The 17,011-nt window shown below is 70.5% G+C and carries 14 protein-coding genes; 11 read left to right on the plus strand and 3 right to left on the minus strand.

Going from position 1 to position 17,011, the window contains the following annotated elements; genetic code table 11:
- The first annotated feature begins 4 nt into the window (after nt 1-4).
- From PM1_RS17955 to PM1_RS17980, 6 genes are read left to right on the plus strand one after another with little or no spacing between them, the layout of a single operon-like run.
- The gene (locus PM1_RS17955) at nt 5-1,207 is read left to right on the plus strand and encodes an acyl-CoA dehydrogenase family protein (RefSeq protein ID WP_024128345.1); all 1,203 of its coding nucleotides are present in this window, start codon (nt 5-7) and stop codon (nt 1,205-1,207) included.
- Entirely contained in the window at nt 1,207-2,142 is a 936-nt protein-coding gene (locus PM1_RS17960) for a tetratricopeptide repeat protein (RefSeq protein ID WP_009619607.1), read from the plus strand. Before PM1_RS17955 ends, PM1_RS17960 begins: the two co-directional genes overlap by 1 nt.
- On the plus strand, nt 2,139-3,581 hold the full coding sequence (locus PM1_RS17965; protein WP_009619606.1) for an MFS transporter: 1,443 nt from the start codon (nt 2,139-2,141) through the stop codon (nt 3,579-3,581). The genes PM1_RS17960 and PM1_RS17965 overlap by 4 nt, the downstream gene beginning before the upstream one ends.
- Nucleotides 3,574-4,113, plus strand: a complete 540-nt coding sequence (locus PM1_RS17970) for a GNAT family N-acetyltransferase (RefSeq protein ID WP_009619604.1) — start codon at nt 3,574-3,576, stop codon at nt 4,111-4,113. The genes PM1_RS17965 and PM1_RS17970 overlap by 8 nt, the downstream gene beginning before the upstream one ends.
- 15 nt (nt 4,114-4,128) lie before the next feature.
- Nucleotides 4,129-5,946, plus strand: a complete 1,818-nt coding sequence (locus tag PM1_RS17975; RefSeq protein ID WP_009619602.1) for an ABC transporter ATP-binding protein — start codon at nt 4,129-4,131, stop codon at nt 5,944-5,946.
- Nucleotides 5,947-5,967: 21 nt separating this feature from the next.
- Nucleotides 5,968-6,981, plus strand: coding sequence for an aldo/keto reductase (locus PM1_RS17980; RefSeq protein WP_009619600.1), 1,014 nt, complete (start codon nt 5,968-5,970; stop codon nt 6,979-6,981).
- Between the two features lie 451 nt (nt 6,982-7,432).
- Here the strand turns inward: PM1_RS17980 and PM1_RS17985 are convergent, their stop codons facing one another.
- Both PM1_RS17985 and PM1_RS17990 read right to left on the minus strand, forming a co-directional pair.
- Nucleotides 7,433-8,530 (minus strand): sigma-54 interaction domain-containing protein, encoded by a 1,098-nt coding sequence (locus PM1_RS17985; RefSeq protein WP_009619599.1) that lies wholly within the window; start codon nt 8,528-8,530, stop codon nt 7,433-7,435.
- 8 nt (nt 8,531-8,538) lie between these two features.
- Nucleotides 8,539-9,726: an acyl-CoA dehydrogenase family protein gene (locus tag PM1_RS17990; protein ID WP_009619597.1), complete on the minus strand. Its 1,188-nt coding sequence runs from the start codon at nt 9,724-9,726 to the stop codon at nt 8,539-8,541.
- 518 nt (nt 9,727-10,244) lie between these two features.
- Between PM1_RS17990 and PM1_RS17995 the strand changes: the two genes are divergently transcribed.
- The 5 genes from PM1_RS17995 to PM1_RS18015 all read left to right on the plus strand — a co-directional run bounded on the left by PM1_RS17995 (nt 10,245) and on the right by PM1_RS18015 (nt 15,861).
- Entirely contained in the window at nt 10,245-10,727 is a 483-nt protein-coding gene (locus PM1_RS17995; RefSeq protein ID WP_009619595.1) for a formate dehydrogenase subunit gamma, read from the plus strand.
- Complete coding sequence (locus PM1_RS18000; RefSeq protein ID WP_009619593.1) at nt 10,721-12,283, plus strand: NADH-ubiquinone oxidoreductase-F iron-sulfur binding region domain-containing protein; 1,563 nt, start codon at nt 10,721-10,723, stop codon at nt 12,281-12,283. The genes PM1_RS17995 and PM1_RS18000 overlap by 7 nt, the downstream gene beginning before the upstream one ends.
- Nucleotides 12,280-15,159, plus strand: a complete 2,880-nt coding sequence (gene fdhF / locus PM1_RS18005; protein WP_009619587.1) for a formate dehydrogenase subunit alpha — start codon at nt 12,280-12,282, stop codon at nt 15,157-15,159. Before PM1_RS18000 ends, fdhF begins: the two co-directional genes overlap by 4 nt.
- The gene (locus tag PM1_RS18010) at nt 15,156-15,377 is read left to right on the plus strand and encodes a formate dehydrogenase subunit delta (protein WP_009619585.1); all 222 of its coding nucleotides are present in this window, start codon (nt 15,156-15,158) and stop codon (nt 15,375-15,377) included. Before fdhF ends, PM1_RS18010 begins: the two co-directional genes overlap by 4 nt.
- Nucleotides 15,378-15,462: 85 nt before the next feature.
- Nucleotides 15,463-15,861: a GFA family protein gene (locus PM1_RS18015; RefSeq protein ID WP_009619584.1), complete on the plus strand. Its 399-nt coding sequence runs from the start codon at nt 15,463-15,465 to the stop codon at nt 15,859-15,861.
- A gap of 35 nt (nt 15,862-15,896) precedes the next feature.
- Here PM1_RS18015 and PM1_RS18020 read toward each other — a convergent pair whose 3' ends face one another.
- Complete coding sequence (locus PM1_RS18020) at nt 15,897-16,640, minus strand: SDR family NAD(P)-dependent oxidoreductase (RefSeq protein WP_009619582.1); 744 nt, start codon at nt 16,638-16,640, stop codon at nt 15,897-15,899.
- Nucleotides 16,641-17,011 lie beyond the last annotated feature (371 nt).

Here is a 17,011-nt window from a genome sequence, read left to right on the forward strand (position 1 = left end):
GAAGATGCCTACACCCGCCGCAACCACCCTGCCCCCCGCCCCCCTCGACCTGGCCGAGCTGCGCCGCCGCGCCGTGCCGCGCCTGGCCGCCATCGCCGAGGGCGCCGCCGAACGCGAGCGCCTGCGCCAGCTGCCCCACGAACAGGTGCGCGCCCTGGCCGCCGACCACCTGCTGTGCTTGCGCATCCCCGCCGCATACGGCGGCGCCGGCGCCAGCGTGCGCGACACCGTGCAGTTCGTCATCGACCTGGCGGCGGTGGACTCCAACGTCGCCCAGTCGCTGCGCCCCAGCTTCGCCTTCATCGAGGGCCTGCTCGCCCGCGGCGACCAGGCCGAGCAGCAGCGCTGGTTCCCGCGCTTCCTCGCCGGCGAGGTGTTCGGCAACGCCGGCTGGGAAATCGGCGGCGCCAACGGCGCGGTGAGCGCGCGCCTGCGCCGCGACGGCGAGGCCTTCCGCGCCAGCGGCAGCAAGTTCTACAGCACCGGCTCGCTGTACGCCGACTGGGTCAGCGCGGTGGCCTTGGACGAGGACGACAAGCCGGTGTCCTTCGTGGTCCCGCGCGACCGCGAGGGCCTGGAACTGCTGGACGACTTCGACGCCATGGGCCAGCGCCTCACCGCCAGCGGCACCACGCGCCTGAACGACCTGCTGGTGCAACCGGGGGAAATCCGCCCGCGGGTAGTGGAGGAAGGCCAGCGCTCCATCGTCACGCCCTTCCTGCAACTGTTCCTCGGCGCGGTGGAAGCCGGCATCGCCCGCAACGCCCTGACCGACGCCGTGGCCTTCGCCCGCGACCACGCCCGGCCGATCAAGCACAGCAGCGCGCAGCGCTCGGTGGACGACCCCTACGTGGAATTCGCCGTGGGCGAGATTTCCGCCCGCGCCCTGGCCGCCGAGGCGGTGATCCTGCGCGCCGCCGAGCGCCTCGACGAAGCCTGGGCGGCGGGCCTCGACCACGACGCGGTGAACCTCGCCGCGGTGGAAGTGGCCCAGGCCCAGTACATCGCCGTGGAATCGGCGCTCAAGGCCGCCGAACTGCTGTTCGACGTCGGCGGCGCCTCCACTACCGGCCGCCAGCACAACCTCGACCGCCACTGGCGCAACGCCCGCACCCTGGCCAACCACAACCCGCGCCACTGGAAGGCCGCGGTGGTCGGCGCCTGGCGCCTGAAGGGCAGCGAGCCGCCGACCTCGGGGCTGTTCTGATGCCGGGGAAAGCGCAACTGCAATTCCGCCCCATCGACCCACACGCCCATGCCGAACTGTGCGTTCGCTTCAGAGAAGACACGGCACACTGTGCCTATGGCTCGACCATTCCCTTCCACGGCAACGACGGCAATGGCGCGGCGCGCTACCTGGACTGGCTGCGGGAGCGCCTGCACAAGCTGCCCGGCAGCGCCGTGTTCCTCCACGACGGCGAACAGGTCATCGGGCAGATCGAGATGAGCCTGCTGGAGTCGGCCGAGGGGCCGCAGGGCTACGTCCATCTCTTCTACCTGGTACCGGAAAGGCGCGGCGAAGGGCTGGGCCGAGTCCTGGAATCCTACGCTCGAAGCTTTCTCCAACGACTCGGCTGTCGCACGCTGCGCCTGTCCGTGAGCCCGGCCAACCAGGCGGCCTGGAGGTTCTACCGAAGCAGTGGCTGGCGGGACCTGGGGCCAAGGAACGATGCACCCGCCCTGCACCTGCTGGAGAAGAGCGAAGCGGCCGGCGTCCCGATCGTCGGCAGCGCGGATGGCGATGTCGCGCGATGGCATTTCCGCAAGGCCCTGAAGCTCGACCAGGCCTCGCGGGAAGCCGAGGCCATCGACCATTACCGCAATGCCCTGGCCCTGGGGCTGGACGAACGGGAGGAGGTGATCGCGATACTCGGCCTGGGCTCGTCGCTGAGGGTCATGGGGCGGGCTCAGGAGAGCCTGCAGACGCTCTCGGCGCTGGCGCATACGAACAATGCGGCCTTCCTCTTCCATGCGCTCGCGCTCTACGACAGCGCGCAATACGCGTCCCTCGCCCAGCGACTGCTGGCGAGGCTGCTGCAGGTATTGGTGGAACGGCAGGACGACGACGTTATGCCGTTCCGGGCGCCGCTGGAGCGCTATATCCGCAACCTGGCCACGCCTGGCGACGGTGGCCGGCTATGAGCCTTGCCAAGCAAAACGGCCGCCTGGTGCCGATGATCACCGGCGCCGCGCTGTTCATGGAGCTGCTGGACAGCACCGCGGTGCTCACCGCGCTGCCGCAGATGGCCGCCGACTTCGGCGAGGCCGCGGTGCGCATGAACCTGGTGGTGTCGCTGTACCTGCTGGCGGTGGCGCTGTTCGTGCCGGTCAGCGGCTGGGTGGCCGACCGCTTCGGCCCGCGCCGGGTGCTGCTGGCGGCTATCGGCCTGTTCATGCTCGCCTCGCTGGCCTGCGCGGCGTCCACCTCGCTGCTGCAGCTGTCCCTGGCGCGCCTGGCCCAGGGCGCCGCCGGGGCGCTGATGGCGCCGGTGGGCCAGGTGCTGCTGTTGCGCTGGTCGACGCCCGACACCCTGCTGCGCAACATGGCCGCGCTGGCCATCCCGGCGCTGGTCGGGCCGCTGCTCGGCCCGCCGCTGGGCGGGCTGCTGGTGGACCTGCTGTCGTGGCACTGGATCTTCCTGGTCAACCTGCCCATCGGCGCACTGGGCATCGTCCTGATCCTGCGCTTCGTCCCCGACTTCCCGGGCGATCCGCAGCGGCGCCTGGACCGCCGCGGCTTCCTGCTCAGCGGCTGCGCCCTGGCGGCGCTGGTGTTCGGCTTCGAGGCCCTGGGCCACCGCCTGCTGCCGCTGCCGGCGGTGGCCGCGCTGCTGGCCGCCGGCACCTGCGCCGCGCTGGCCTACTGGCGCCATGCCCGGCGCCACGCGGCGCCGCTGATCGACCTCGGCCTGCTGCGCATCCCCACCTTCGCCACGGCGATCTGGGGCGGCAACCTGTTCCGCCTGGGCAGCGCCGCGCAGCCGTTCCTGATGGTGCTGATGCTGCAGCTGGGCTTCGGCCTGGGGGCGCTGGACGCCGGGCTGCTGACCCTCGCCGGCGGCGCCGGCGCGCTGAGCGTGAAGTTCCTCTCGGTGCGCATCGTCCAGCGCCTGGGTTTCCGCCGCACCCTGGTCGGCAACGCCCTGCTCTGCGCCCTGTCCATCGTCGGTTGCGCCCTGCTGCGCGCCGACACGCCCCTGTGGCTGCTGCTGGGCCTGCTGTACCTGAGCGGCCTGCTGCGCTCGCTGCAGTTCAGCACCCTCGGCGCCCTGACCTTCTGCGAGGTGCCACGCGAGCTGGCCAGCCGCGCCAGCAGCCTGTCGGCGATGTCCATGCAACTGGCCATGAGCCTGGCGGTGGGCCTGGCCGCCAGCCTGCTGGGGCTGGTGATCCACGCCCAGGGCCATGCCCAGCCGCAGGTCGCCGACCTGTCCCTGGCAATGCTCGCCGGGGCGCTGCTGTGCGCCGCCTCGGCGCTGTCGTTCCGCCGCCTGGGCGAAACCGCCGGAGCCTCGATCAGCGGCCACGCCAGGCCCTCGCTCGCCGATAACGCATGCCCCAAGGAGACCGCCCATGGCTGAGCCCATTCCCGCGCTGATCCGTACCGTTCGCCCAGGCGATGCCCGGCCCATCGCCGAAGCTCACGTGCAGAGCTGGCAGGCGACCTACCGCGGGCTGTTGCCGGACAGCTACCTGCAGGGCCTGGCCGACAACCTGCAGCGCCGCGTCGACTTCATCGACAACGCCATCCGCAACGGCAACCGCGACATCCGCGTGGCCGAGCATGAGGGCGTGGTGGTCGGCTGGAGCTCCTTCGGCCCCAGCCGCGACACCGACGTCGAGCCCGGCACCGGCGAGCTCTATTCCATCTACCTGGTGCCGGCGGCCTGGTCCGCCGGCATCGGCCGCGCGCTCTGGCTGGCCTCGCGCCAGGCCCTGGAGGCCGCGGGCTTCGCCCGCATCACCCTGTGGGCGCTGGACGGCAACGCGCGCGCCGAGCGCTTCTACCGCACCGCCGGCTTCACCCCGCAAAGCAACGCCTCGCGGGTCTTCGGGGAGGACGGCACGGCCTTCCCGGTGACCCGCTACCTGCTGCCCCTGACCCATGCCTGAAGGACTTTACCCGCCATGAGCCACACCCCGGACGACACCGCCGGCGAACGCCAGGCCCACGCCTGGAACATCCGTTACCTGCCGGAGGCGCCGGTACCTTTCGTCATCCACTTCGTCAGCCAGTACCGCTGGGCCTACCTGGCGATCCTGCTGCTGCAGATCACCGCGGTGGTCTGCACCGTGCTGATCCCCTGGAGCCTGGGCCAGGTCACCCGCCTGGTGAACGCCAGCGGCACGCCCGAGGCGCTGTTCTGGCCGGTGGCCGGCTTCGCCGTGCTGGTGGCCCTGGAGGTGGTCTTCACCCGCAGCGCCAACACCATCAACATCCGCGTGCTGCCGCGCCAGCGGGCGCGCGTCACCCACACCGTCTACGCCTACCTGCAGCAGCACTCGCACCGCTTCGTCAGCAACGAGTTCGCCGGCGCCCTGGCGCACAAGGTCTCGGAAGTCGCCATGGGGGTGAACCAGACCATGAACATCCTGCTCTTCGACCTGATCCCGCTGCTGGTCACCCTGAGCCTGGCGAGCCTGGTGCTGGCCAGCGCCTCGGGCCTGCTGGCGGCGTTCATGCTGGGCTGGTCGGTGCTGTTCATCGCCGTCTCCTTCCTACTCGCCCGGCGCAGCCACCCGCTGGCGCAGCAGTACTCCGCAGCGCGCAGCATCAGCACCGGCAAGGTGGTGGACGCGGTGACCAACCTGAGCAACGTGCGCCTGTTCGCCCGGCATTCCCACGAGCTGGACTACCTGTCCGGCTACCTGGACCGCGAACTGGCGGCGGCCGGCCGCTCGCTGGGCTACATGGAGAAGATCCGCTGGTTCCAGAACAGCTGCGGCATGGCCCTGAAGATCGGCATGCTGCTGCTCACCCTGTGGCTGTGGCGCAGCGGCGCCATCAGCATCGCCGCCTTCGTCATGGCCACCAGCATGGCGCTGCTGATCATCAACGACGTGGCCAGCCTGTCGCGGCGCTTCCTGGAGCTGTTCGAGGCCACCGGCAACATCGCCAACGGCGTGCGCACCCTGATCCGCCCCCACGAGGTGGTCGACAGCCCCGACGCCCGCCGCCTGGAGGTGCGCCAGGGCAACGTCGAGTTCCGCGGCGTGCGCTTCGGCTACCACCCCGGCCAGCCGATCTTCGAGCAGCTCGACCTGCGCATCCCGGCCGGCCAGCGCGTCGGCCTGGTGGGCTTCTCCGGCTCCGGCAAGTCCACCCTGCTCAACCTGCTGCTGCGCCTGTACGACGTCGACGGCGGCCAGGTGCTGATCGACGGCCAGGACATCCGCGAGGTGACGCAGCACTCGCTGCACCGGCAGATCGGCCTGATCCCCCAGGAGCCGGGGCTGTTCCACCGCAGCATCCGCGAGAACATCCATTACGGGCGCCTGGAGGCCAGCGCCGAGGAACTGGCCGCGGCCATCCACGGCGCCGGCGCCAGCGCCTTCATCGAGCGCATGGAGCACGGCTACGATTCCCTGGTGGGCGAGCGCGGCGTCAAGCTGTCCGGCGGCCAGCGGCAGCGCATCGCCATCGCCCGGGTGCTGCTGAAGAACGCACCCATCCTGGTGATGGACGAGGCCACTTCCAGCCTGGATTCCATCACCGAGCGCTTCATCCAGGACCAGCTGGACAGCATCATGCAGGGCAAGACCGTGATCGTGGTGGCCCACCGCCTGTCGACGGTGGCGCACCTTGACCGCATCATCGTCTTCGACAAGGGCCGCGTGGTCGAGGACGGCAGCCATCAGGAGCTGCTGAAGAAGCGCGGCCAGTACTACCGCCTGTGGAGCCGGCAGTCCGACGGGCTGTTCCAGGAAGAGGCCGAGGCGGTCTGAATTTCCCAACCGGAGAGCGACATGAACTACCGAACCCTGGGCCGCTCCGGCCTGCAGGTCTCCCCCCTGGCGCTGGGCAGCATGATGTTCGGCGGCCAGACCGATGCCGCCGCCTCGCGGCGCATCATCGACCAGGCGCTGGAGCGCGGGATCAACTTCATCGACACCGCCGACGTTTACAACGACGGGCGCTCGGAGGAAATCGTCGGCCAGGCCATCGCCGCGCGCCGCGACGACTGGGTACTGGCCTCCAAGGTCGGCATGGGCCCGGCGGACGCCTGGCCGAACCGCCGCGGCCTGGGCCGCAAGCACATCGCCGCGGCCCTGGATGCCAGCCTGAAACGCCTGGGCACCGACTACCTGGACCTCTACTACCTGCACCGCGAGGACCCGCAGACGCCGCTGGAGGAAACGGTCGCGGCCATCGGCGACGCCATCGCCCAGGGCAAGGTGCGCCACTGGGGGCTGTCCAACTACCGCGGCTGGCGCATCGCCGAGGTGGTCCACGTGGCCGAGCGCCTGGGCGTGCCCCGGCCCATCGCCAGCCAGCCGCTGTACAACCTGGTGAACCGCCAGGCCGAGACCGAGCAGTTCACCGCCGCCGAATTCCACGGCCTGGGCGTGGTGCCCTACAGCCCGCTGGCCCGCGGCGTGCTCAGCGGCAAGTACCTGCCGGGCGTGGAGCCGGCCGCGGACAGCCGCGCCGGGCGCCAGGACAAGCGCATCCTGGAGACCGAATGGCGCGCGGAGTCCCTGGAGATCGCGCAGAAGCTGAAGGCCCACGCCGAGGCGCGTGGCGTCGGCGTGGTGCAGTTCGCCATCGCCTGGGTGCTGAACAACGCCCTGGTCAGCGCGGCCATCGTCGGCCCGCGCACCGAGGAGCAATGGCAGGACTACCTGAAGGCGCTGGACGTGCGCCTGGACGCCGAGGACGAAGCCTTCGTCGACGCCCTGGTCACCCCCGGCCACGCCTCCACGCCGGGCTACAACGACCCGACCCACTTCGTCCCCGGCCGCCGCCCGCGCGGGGCATGACGGGACGCCAGCCGCGCCGAAGCGCCCTTCGTAGGATGGGTTGAGCTTGCGAAACCCATGCGGTTGCGGTGATGGGTATCGCTTCGCTCAACCCATCCTACGGGTGCGTCTTTCCTTGTAGGAGCGGATTTATCCGCGATTGCAGGGAGCGCTACAGGCGTTTCCCGGTTGTGCCGGTGCATTGGGCTGACTCCGCCCCTCTCCCTAACCCTCTCCCTGAAGGGAGAGGGGACCGTTCGGCAGAGCTGGGTAGTCTGGAGTTAGCCGGACACGCCGGTGGTTTCCGGCTGAAGCCATGCTTTCCGCTGGCACAGACAAGCCCCCTCTCCCTTCAGGGAGAGGGCTGGGGAGAGGGTGCTCTTGGTCCTGGCACCGAAGCCACGGGAAGCCCCGTTCGCGAGCAAGCTCGCTCCTACGAAAAGCTGTGCTCGCCCGTCCTCCTCCGCCCAGTTCAGATCGACAACCGCACGATACGGCTGGCCAACGGCGCCGGCGTGCGGCGCTTGTTCACCACCAGTTCGCCGGCGGCGATCAGCCGGGCCCTGACGATGTTGCGGCTGAGCCCCAGCAGGTCGGAGGTGTGCACCTGGTTGGCATGGCAGAACTGGTAGGCCTCGCGCACCAGCAGGCTTTCCACCTGCCCATGCACGTCGCCGCCGCGCTCGCGGAACAGGCGCAGGAAGGCGCGTTCCAGCTGCGCCTCCAGCGGCTCGTCGGCGCCGGCCGCGCCCTCCAGGCGTTCCGGGCGCAGCCCCGGCAGGCGCAGGTCGTCGGCCTCGATGCGGCCGCCCTGGCAGACCAGCAGGGTGTGGTGGATGACGTTCTCCAGCTCGCGGATGTTGCCCGGCCAGTCGTACTCCGCCAGCTTGCGTGACGCTGCGTCGCTCAGGTCGACCGCCTCGAAGCCGAGCTTGCGCCCGTAGGTGCCGATGAAGTGCCGCACCAGCGGCAGGATGTCGCCGCGCCGCTCGCGCAGCGCGGGCAGCTGCAGGGTGACGACGTTGAGGCGGTAGTACAGGTCCTCGCGGAAATGCCCGGCGTTGATCGCCTTCTCCAGTTGCACGTTGGTGGCCGCCAGCACCCGCACGTCGATCGGGATGCCCCTGCGCGAGCCCAGGCGCACCACTTCGCGCTCCTGCAGCACGCGCAGCAGCTTGACCTGGATGGGCATCGGCAAATCGCCGATCTCGTCGAGGAACAGGGTGCCGCCGTTGGCCGCCTCGAACCAGCCAGCCTTGGCACTGAGAGCGCCGGTGAAGGCGCCCTTCTCGTGGCCGAACAGCTCGGCCTCCACCAGGGATTCGGAGAAGGCCCCGCAGTTCACCGCGACGAAGGGCCGGTCGCGCCGGCCGCTCAAATTGTGGATGTGACGTGCGACCAGCTCCTTCCCCGTGCCGGTCTCGCCGATGATCAGGACGCTGGCCTCGCTGGGGGCGACCTGTTGCAAATGGGAGAGAAGCGCCTGCGATTTCGGGTCTTCGAAGACCTGTGCGGTTGCCCGGATCGAGGTGGCCAGTGTCGGGTTGGGTGGGAGGGTCAGCAGTTGCATGGGCTTCCTTACGAGTAGAACGTGGGCGAAGGTCGCTGCCGGTTGAGCGCCCAGGCGCCGAGCTCCTGGACGCGGTAATCGAGGGGGTCGTGCAGGCTCTGGGTGCGCAGGTTGCGCCAGTGCCGGTCCAGCCGCAGCGCGGCGTGGGTGGCGCGGGCGCCGGTGACTTCGAAGAGGCGGCTACAGAGTTCCAGGCCCACGCGGGTGGCGGCGACCTTGGCGGTGCCGATGGCGATGGCCAGCTCCGCGCGCTCCTCGGCACCCAGGCGCTGTTCCTTGCCCCAGGCCGCGTCGAACTGCGCGGCGGCGCGCTCCACCAGCAGGCGCACGCCTTCCAGGCCGACCCAGAAGTCGCCGTAGTGGCGCAGCACGTACGGGTCCTCGCTGATGCTCTCGGCGCTGGAGCGGAACCAGGGCCGCGCCTCCTTGAGGGTGTAGCCGCGGAATTCCTCGAAGGCGCCTTCGGCGATGCCGAGGAACATGTGGGCGAAGATCAGCTGCGCCAGCAGCGGGCGCAGGCAGGCGAAAGGCGTGCTCAGCGGGCCCGGGTCCAGCAGCAGCTCGGAGCGCTCCACGCGCACCCGCTCGAAGGTCACGCTGCCGCTGTCGGTCTGGCGCTGGCCCATGTTGTCCCAGTCGTCGTGCACGCCGATGCCGCTGCGGCCGCTGGGCAGCGCGGCGATCAGCAGCTTGCCGCCGGCGCTTTCGTCCACCGCCGAGGCGATCAGCATCTCCGAGTCGTTGGCGCCGGAACAGAAGCTCTTCTTGCCGGAGAACTCGCACCAGCCGTCGAACCACTTCACCTGGGTGCGGGTGTCCAGCGGGTTCAGGGCATTGCCCCAGAACCAGTTCTTGCGCGCGGTCAGCTCGAACCACGGCTGCCACTGCTCCGGGCGCGAGAACAGGCGCACGGTGGCCAGCATCAGGTGGTGGAAGCCGAACACGTGGGCCACCGAACTGTCGGCCCGGGCGAACTCGCGGACCACCTCCAGGGTCAGCGACCAGTCCGCGCCATGGCCGCCGAAGGCGCCGGGAATGCTCAGGGCCAGCAGGCCGCTGTGGCGGATGGCGTCGCGCTCGGCCTTGGGCGTGCCGCCGCGCTCGTCGCGTTCGGCGGCGTTCTCGGCAAAACCGGCGGCCAGCTGGCGGGCGATCTGCAAAGGGTTGAGGATGCGGCTTTGCTGGTTGGCGCTCACACGGGATCCCTCGTCGGTCGGGGCGGCCTTCAGGCGGGCGCCGCCCCGGCAATGAACCTTCGGCCGCGGCCGCCATGGGCCCGGCCGGCGAAATTGAACTGCACGCAGGGCCGAGCAATAACCATTCCAGCGGCCGCCGGGCCGGTTTGCGCGGCCTGGCGCGGGCGGCTTGTTGTTATCTGAGCAACAACTGTTGATTCGCTGTTGCCCCGGCGCTTCCGCCGATCGGCAACCCCTGGCGCCGCGCCTGCACACCAGCTAAACCCGCTAATAGGGAAGACGCCGGGCCAGGGCGCAGGTCGGTTTCAGGATGCGCCGGGTCGCTTGGGTGCAAACCCCGGGCGAGCAGGATGGCAAGCTTGCAGGATGCCCCCGGACCGGTGCGTCAAGACACCCGGCCGGCGGCAGGGAGGGCGACCGGGTGACCACGCCGCCGTGACGTGGACGGTACGCCGCAGCCGAAGACACCGGAGGTTTGCCGCCAAGGCAGGCCGGTCCGCGATGCCGAGGTACGCTGTATGCCTGATGAGACGCTTCACCTGCCCCTGATCCACGACGTGCTGGCACGCGAGAAGGACACCCCCGGCGCCCTGCTGCCGATCCTCCACGCCATCCAGGACGGCTGCGGGTACGTTCCCGACCTGGCCGTCGCGGAAATCGCCCATGCCCTCAACCTCAGCCAGGCCGAGGTGCGCGGGGTGATCAGCTTCTACCACGACTTCCGCACCGCGCCGCCGGCGCGCCATACCCTGCGCCTGTGCCGCGCCGAGTCCTGCCAGAGCATGGGCGCCGAGCGCCTGGCCGCGCAGCTGCGCGAGCAGCTGGCGCTGGACGACCACGGCACCAGCGCCGACGGCAACATCAGCCTGCGCCCGGTGTACTGCCTGGGCGCCTGCGCCTGCTCGCCGGCCCTGGAGCTGGACGGCCGGCTGCACGCGCGGCTCACCGCCGAGCGCCTGCGCGAGCTGGTCAACGGCTGCCTGGAGGATGGCGCATGCTGAAGCTCTTCCTCCCCCGCGACTCCGTCGCCCGCGCCGTGGGCGCGGAACAAGTGGCCGCCGCCCTGGCCCGCGAGGCCGAGCGCCGGCAACTGCCGCTGGAACTGCGCCGCACCAGCTCCCGCGGCCTCTACTGGCTGGAACCGCTGCTGGAGGTGGAAGACGCCGACGGCCGCCGCCTGGGCTTCGGCCCGCTCAGCGAGCAGGACGTGCCCGCCCTGCTCGACGCCCTGGCCGCCGACGCCACCCCTCACCCGCTGGCCCTGGGGCCGGTGGAGGACATCCCCTACCTGAAGAGCCAGCAGCGCCTGCTGTTCGCCCGCGCCGGCATCACCCGGCCGCTGTCCCTGGAGGACTACCGCGCCCACGGCGGCTTCGAGGGCCTGGCGCGGGCCATCGCCCTGGACGGCGCCGAGGTGGTCGCCGCGGTGCTCGACTCCGGCCTGCGCGGCCGCGGCGGCGCGGCCTTCCCCGCCGGCATCAAGTGGCGCACCGTGCGCGAGGCCCCGGCCACGCCGAAATACGTGGTGTGCAACGCCGACGAAGGCGACTCCGGCACCTTCGCCGACCGCATGCTGATGGAGGGCGACCCCTTCCTGCTGGTCGAGGGCATGGCCATCGCCGGCCTCGCCGTGGGCGCCAGCCTGGGCTACATCTACGTGCGCTCGGAATACCCGGACGCCATCGACACCCTGGAGCAGGCCCTGGCCATCGCTCGCGAGGCCGGCTACCTGGGCGCCGACGTGCTGGGCAGCGGCCGCGCCTTCGACCTGCAGGTGCGGGTGGGCGCCGGCGCCTACATCTGCGGCGAGGAAACCGCCCTGCTCGATTCACTTGAGGGCAAGCGCGGCGTGGTCCGCGCCAAGCCGCCGCTGCCGGCCCTGCAGGGCCTGTTCGGCCAGCCGACGCTGGTGCACAACGTGCTCACCCTGGCCTCGGTGCCGGTGATCCTGGCCCGTGGCGCACAGTTCTACCGCGACTTCGGCATGGGCCGCTCGCTGGGCACCATGCCCTTCCAGCTGGCCGGCAACGTGCGCCACGGCGGCCTGGTGGAACGCGCCTTCGGCCTGAGCCTGCGCGAGCTGGTGGAAGGCTACGGCGGCGGCACCGCCAGCGGCCGCCCGCTGAAGGCGGCGCAGGTGGGCGGCCCGCTGGGCGCCTGGGTGCCGCCGGCGCAGTTCGACACCCCGCTGGATTACGAGGCCTTCGCCGCCATGGGCGCCATGCTCGGCCACGGCGGCGTGGTGGTGGCCGACGACAGCCTGGACATGGCGCGCATGGCCCGCTTCGCCCTGCAGTTCTGCGCCGAGGAATCCTGCGGCAAGTGCACGCCCTGCCGGCTCGGCTCCACCCGCGGCGTGGAGGTGGTGGACCGGCTGATCGCCGCCACCGACCTCGGCACCCGCGAGGAACAGGCGCGGCTGCTCGTGGACCTCTGCGACACCATGCAATACGGCTCGCTCTGCGCCCTGGGCGGAATGACTTCCTACCCGGTGACCAGCGCCCTCAAGCACTTCCCCGCCGACTTCGGTCTGGCGAATACGGAGGCCGACCAGTGATCAACCTCTTCGATCCCTCCACCGACATCGTCGACCTCGGCACCCCGCCCCGCGACAGCGAGGCGCAGGTCAGCCTGAGCATCGACGGCCGCGAGATCAGCGTGCCCGCCGGCACCTCGGTGATGCGCGCCGCCGCGCTGCTGGGCACCAGCATTCCCAAGCTCTGCGCCACCGACAGCCTGGAAGCCTTCGGCTCCTGCCGCATGTGCCTGGTGGAAATCGACGGCATGCGCGGCTACCCCGCCTCCTGCACCACGCCGGTGGCCGAGGGCATGGTGGTGCGCACGCAGACGCCGAAGCTGGCGACGCTGCGGCGCAACGTCATGGAGCTGTACATCTCCGACCACCCGCTGGACTGCCTGACCTGCCCGGCCAACGGCAACTGCGAGCTGCAGACCGTGGCCGGCCAGGTGGGCCTGCGCGAGGTGCGCTACGGCTATGCCGGGGCCAACCACCTGAGCGAGGCCAAGGACGTCTCCAACCCCTACTTCGACTACGACCCGAGCAAGTGCATCGTCTGCAACCGCTGCGTGCGCGCCTGCGAGGAAATCCAGGGCACCTTCGCCCTGACCATCGACGGCCGCGGCTTCGACTCGCGGGTGGCGGCGGCCGGCGGCGACGACTTCCTCGACTCCGAGTGCGTGTCCTGCGGCGCCTGCGTGCAGGCCTGCCCCACCGCCACGCTGATGGAGAAGAGCGTGGTGCAGCTGGGCCAGCCGGAGCGCAGCGTGGTCACCACCTGCGCCTACTGCGGCGTGGGCTGCTCGTTCCGCGCCGAACTCAAGGGCGAGCAGCTGGTGCGCATGGTCCCGGACCGCAACGGCCAGGCCAACCACGGCCACGCCTGCGTCAAGGGCCGCTTCGCCTGGGGCTACGCCACCCACCCCGAGCGCATCACCAAGCCGATGATCCGCCAGCGCATCAGCGATCCCTGGCAGGAGGTCAGCTGGGAAGAAGCGCTCAACCACGCGGCCGGCGAATTCCGCCGCATCCAGCTCAAGTACGGGCGCGACTCCATCGGCGGCATCACCTCCAGCCGCTGCACCAACGAAGAGACCTACCTGGTGCAGAAGCTGGTGCGCGCCGCCTTCGGCAACAACAACGTCGACACCTGCGCCCGCGTCTGCCACTCGCCCACCGGCTACGGCCTGAAGCAGACCCTCGGCGAATCCGCCGGCACCCAGAGCTTCGACTCGGTGATGCAGGCCGACGTCATCCTGGTGATGGGCGCCAACCCCACCGACGCCCACCCGGTGTTCGGCTCCCAGCTCAAGCGCCGCCTGCGCCAGGGCGCGCGGCTGATCGTCATCGACCCGCGGCGCATCGACCTGGTGGATTCGCCCCACGCCCGCGCCGAGCTGCACCTGCAACTGCGCCCGGGCACCAACGTGGCCATGCTCAACGCCCTGGCCCACGTCATCGTCACCGAGGGCCTGGTGAACCAGCGCTTCGTCGAGCAGCGCTGCGAGGCGGCGGACTTCGCCCACTGGCGCGACTTCGTCAGCCAGCCGCAGAACGCCCCCGAAGTGCTCGGCCCGGTGTGCGGCGTGCCCGCCGAACTGATCCGCGCCGCCGCGCGGCTCTACGCCACTGGCGGCAACGCGGCCATCTACTACGGCCTGGGCGTCACCGAGCACAGCCAGGGCAGCACCGCGGTGATGGGCATCGCCAACCTGGCAATGGCCACCGGCAACGTCGGCCGCGAAGGCGTGGGGGTGAACCCGCTGCGCGGGCAGAACAACGTCCAGGGCTCCTGCGACATGGGCTCCTTCCCCCACGAGCTGCCCGGCTACCGGCACATCTCCAACGCCGAGGTGCGCAGCCAGTTCGAGCAGGCCTGGAACGTCACCCTGCAGCCCGACCCGGGCCTGCGCATCCCCAACATGTTCGAGGCGGCCCTGGACGGCAGCTTCAAGGCGCTGTACTGCCAGGGCGAGGACATCGCCCAGAGCGACCCCAACACCCAGCACGTCACCGCCGCCCTGTCGGCCATGGAATGCGTGGTGGTGCAGGACATCTTCCTCAACGAAACCGCCAAGTTCGCCCACGTGTTCCTGCCGGGCAGCTCCTTCCTGGAAAAGGACGGCACCTTCACCAACGCCGAGCGGCGCATCTCGCGGGTGCGCAAGGTGATGGAGCCGCTGGGCGGCAAGGCCGACTGGGAGGCGACCATGGCGCTGTCCAACGCCCTGGGCTACCCGATGAACTACCGCCACCCGTCCGAGATCATGGACGAGATCGCCCGCCTGACGCCCACCTTCGCCCGCGTCAGCTACGCCGAGCTGGACCGCCACGGCAGCCTGCAGTGGCCGTGCAACGACGCCGCGCCCGACGGCACCCCGACCATGCACATCGACCAGTTCGTGCGCGGCAAGGGGCGTTTCATGCTCACCGGCTACGTGCCCACCGACGAGAAGGTCAACAACCGCTACCCGCTGCTGCTGACCACCGGACGCATCCTCAGCCAGTACAACGTCGGCGCCCAGACGCGGCGCACCGGCAACGTCGCCTGGCACCCCGAGGACCGCCTGGAGATCCACCCCAGCGACGCCGAGAGCCGCGGCATCGCCGACGGCGACTGGGTCGGCGTGGGCAGCCGCGCCGGGCAGACGGTGCTGCGCGCCAAGGTCAGCGAGCGGGTGGCGCCGGGGGTGGTCTACACCACCTTCCACTTCCCCGAGTCCGGCGCCAACGTGATCACCACCGACAACTCCGACTGGGCCACCAACTGCCCGGAATACAAGGTCACCGCGGTGGAAGTGGTGCGCGTCTTCCAGCCCTCGGAATGGCAGAAGCGCTACCAGGCGTTCAGCGACGAACAGCGCCGCCTGCTGAAGGAACGCCGCCACGCCGAGAAAGCAGAGGTGCGCCGATGAGCATCGACAACCTGGTCAAGATGGCCAACCAGATCGGCCAGTACTTCGCCAGCGAGGCCGACCGCGAACTGGCCGTGCGCGGCGTGCGCCAGCACCTGCAGAGCTTCTGGACGCCGGCCATGCGCCGCGACCTGGCGGCCTGGATGGCGCAGCATCCCGAGGCCGACCTGCACCCGCTGGTGCAGGAAGCGCTGAAGGAGCCGGCGGAGAGCGCCTAGCGGGCACGCCGGGGACGGCCGGGCTATGATGCCGTCCCCGACCGCTGGCGCGCCGGGTCTTCTTCCACCCCCGGGACGCGTGAACATGAGCGAAACCTTCCACGGCAGCTGCCTCTGCGGCCATATCCGCTACCAGCTGTCGACGCCGCCCAAGGCGGTCTCGCACTGCCATTGCAGCCAGTGCCGCAAGGGCCATGGCGCCGCCTTCGCCACCTACGGCAGCGTGCCGCGCAGCGCCCTGAGCCTGCAGGGCGCCGAGCTGCTGAAGACCTTCCACTCCTCGCCCTCGGTCAGCCGCCAGTTCTGCGGCCAGTGCGGCGCCACGCTGTTCTGGTCGGACAGCCAGGGCGACTACCCGGACTGGATCGCCGTGGCCCTGGGCACCCTGGACAGCGACTTCCACTGCGCCAGCCAGAAGCACATCTACACCGCGTCCAAGGCGAGCTGGTACGAGATCGACGGGCACTGGCCGCAGGAGCCCTGAGCGACCTGCGCCGCGCGGGGCGGCGCAGGCGGGTTTCAGCGCAGGGTGTAGCCGTTGTCGACGACCAGGTCCTGGCCGTGGATGCCGCGGGCCTGGTCCGAGAGCATGAAGAGGATCGCATCGGCGACCGCCTCCGCCTCCAGGAAGCGGCCGTCCAGCAGGCGCCCGTTGACGCTGGCGGCGACCTCGCCCAGGGCCTCGTCGTCCAGCCCCAGGGTGCCCCAGATCGGCGTCGCCGTGGGCCCGGGCGATACGACGTTGACGCGGATGCCCTCGCCCGCCAGCTCCACCGCCAGGGTGCGGGCCTGGGCCTTTAGCGCCGACTTCGAGGCGATGTAGGCGGCCAGCCCCGGGAAGCTCACCTGGGACAGGAAGGTGCCGATGAACACCACCGAAGACGGCCGCGCCATCTGCCCGCGCAGGGCGGCCAGGGTGTTCAGCGCGCCGGCGCCGTTGACCGCCCATTGCCGCTGGAACGCCGCCTGGTCCAGGCCGTCGGCCAGTTGCGCGATGCCGGCGTTGGGCAGCAGGTAGTCCACCGGCCCCAGTTCCCGGGCCAGGTCCGCCAGGCACTGGAGGTCCTCGGCGCGGGTGACGTCGCCGCTCAACCAGCACAAGTGCCCGCCGGCCTCGTCGAGTTCGGCCGGCGGCACCTCGCGCCGGGCCATGGCCACTACCCGGGTGCCCTCGCGCAGCAGCCGCCGGGCCACGGCCAGGCCGATGCCGGAACCGGCGCCGGTGATCACCGCAAGGGGGGACCTGGAATCATTGCTTGGCATGTACATGCTCCTGATGGTCGTCAGTGGGATCGCTCGCCACGTGGGTGCTCCACGTGCCGTCGCCAGGAACCTCCACCAACTTCCGTGCCATGGCGAAACAATCGATTTTTCAAGGTGTTGAAAACCACTGAAGTCATCATGACTCACCGTACAGCGAGTTCTTTCGACTGCAAACGAGGTACTTAGGACTTGACGGCGAGCCCGAGCGTCCATGTCTTTCCTTCACGCCGGGCATTCTGCAACGTAGCGGCAGAAGGCTATCCTTCAGATAATTCGGAAGGATTCTGCGACGTCGCCTGAGGGGGCGTCCGCCGACCGAACGCTCCGGGGCGCGCACCGCCCCTCGGCAAGGGAGCCGCCGACTTCGCCAC

It is taken from the genome of Pseudomonas sp. M1 (assembly GCF_022760135.1).
Classification (GTDB): domain Bacteria; phylum Pseudomonadota; class Gammaproteobacteria; order Pseudomonadales; family Pseudomonadaceae; genus Pseudomonas; species Pseudomonas citronellolis.

Coding starts and splice junctions, on each gene's coding strand:
- PM1_RS17955 (WP_024128345.1), top strand. CDS start 5: ATGCCTACACCCGCCGCAACCACCCTGCCCCCCGCCCCCCTCGACCTG.
- PM1_RS17960 (WP_009619607.1), top strand. CDS start 1,207: ATGCCGGGGAAAGCGCAACTGCAATTCCGCCCCATCGACCCACACGCC.
- PM1_RS17965 (WP_009619606.1), top strand. CDS start 2,139: ATGAGCCTTGCCAAGCAAAACGGCCGCCTGGTGCCGATGATCACCGGC.
- PM1_RS17970 (WP_009619604.1), top strand. CDS start 3,574: ATGGCTGAGCCCATTCCCGCGCTGATCCGTACCGTTCGCCCAGGCGAT.
- PM1_RS17975 (WP_009619602.1), top strand. CDS start 4,129: ATGAGCCACACCCCGGACGACACCGCCGGCGAACGCCAGGCCCACGCC.
- PM1_RS17980 (WP_009619600.1), top strand. CDS start 5,968: ATGAACTACCGAACCCTGGGCCGCTCCGGCCTGCAGGTCTCCCCCCTG.
- PM1_RS17985 (WP_009619599.1), bottom strand. CDS start 8,530: ATGCAACTGCTGACCCTCCCACCCAACCCGACACTGGCCACCTCGATC.
- PM1_RS17995 (WP_009619595.1), top strand. CDS start 10,245: ATGCCTGATGAGACGCTTCACCTGCCCCTGATCCACGACGTGCTGGCA.
- PM1_RS18000 (WP_009619593.1), top strand. CDS start 10,721: ATGCTGAAGCTCTTCCTCCCCCGCGACTCCGTCGCCCGCGCCGTGGGC.
- PM1_RS18010 (WP_009619585.1), top strand. CDS start 15,156: ATGAGCATCGACAACCTGGTCAAGATGGCCAACCAGATCGGCCAGTAC.
- PM1_RS18015 (WP_009619584.1), top strand. CDS start 15,463: ATGAGCGAAACCTTCCACGGCAGCTGCCTCTGCGGCCATATCCGCTAC.
- PM1_RS18020 (WP_009619582.1), bottom strand. CDS start 16,640: ATGCCAAGCAATGATTCCAGGTCCCCCCTTGCGGTGATCACCGGCGCC.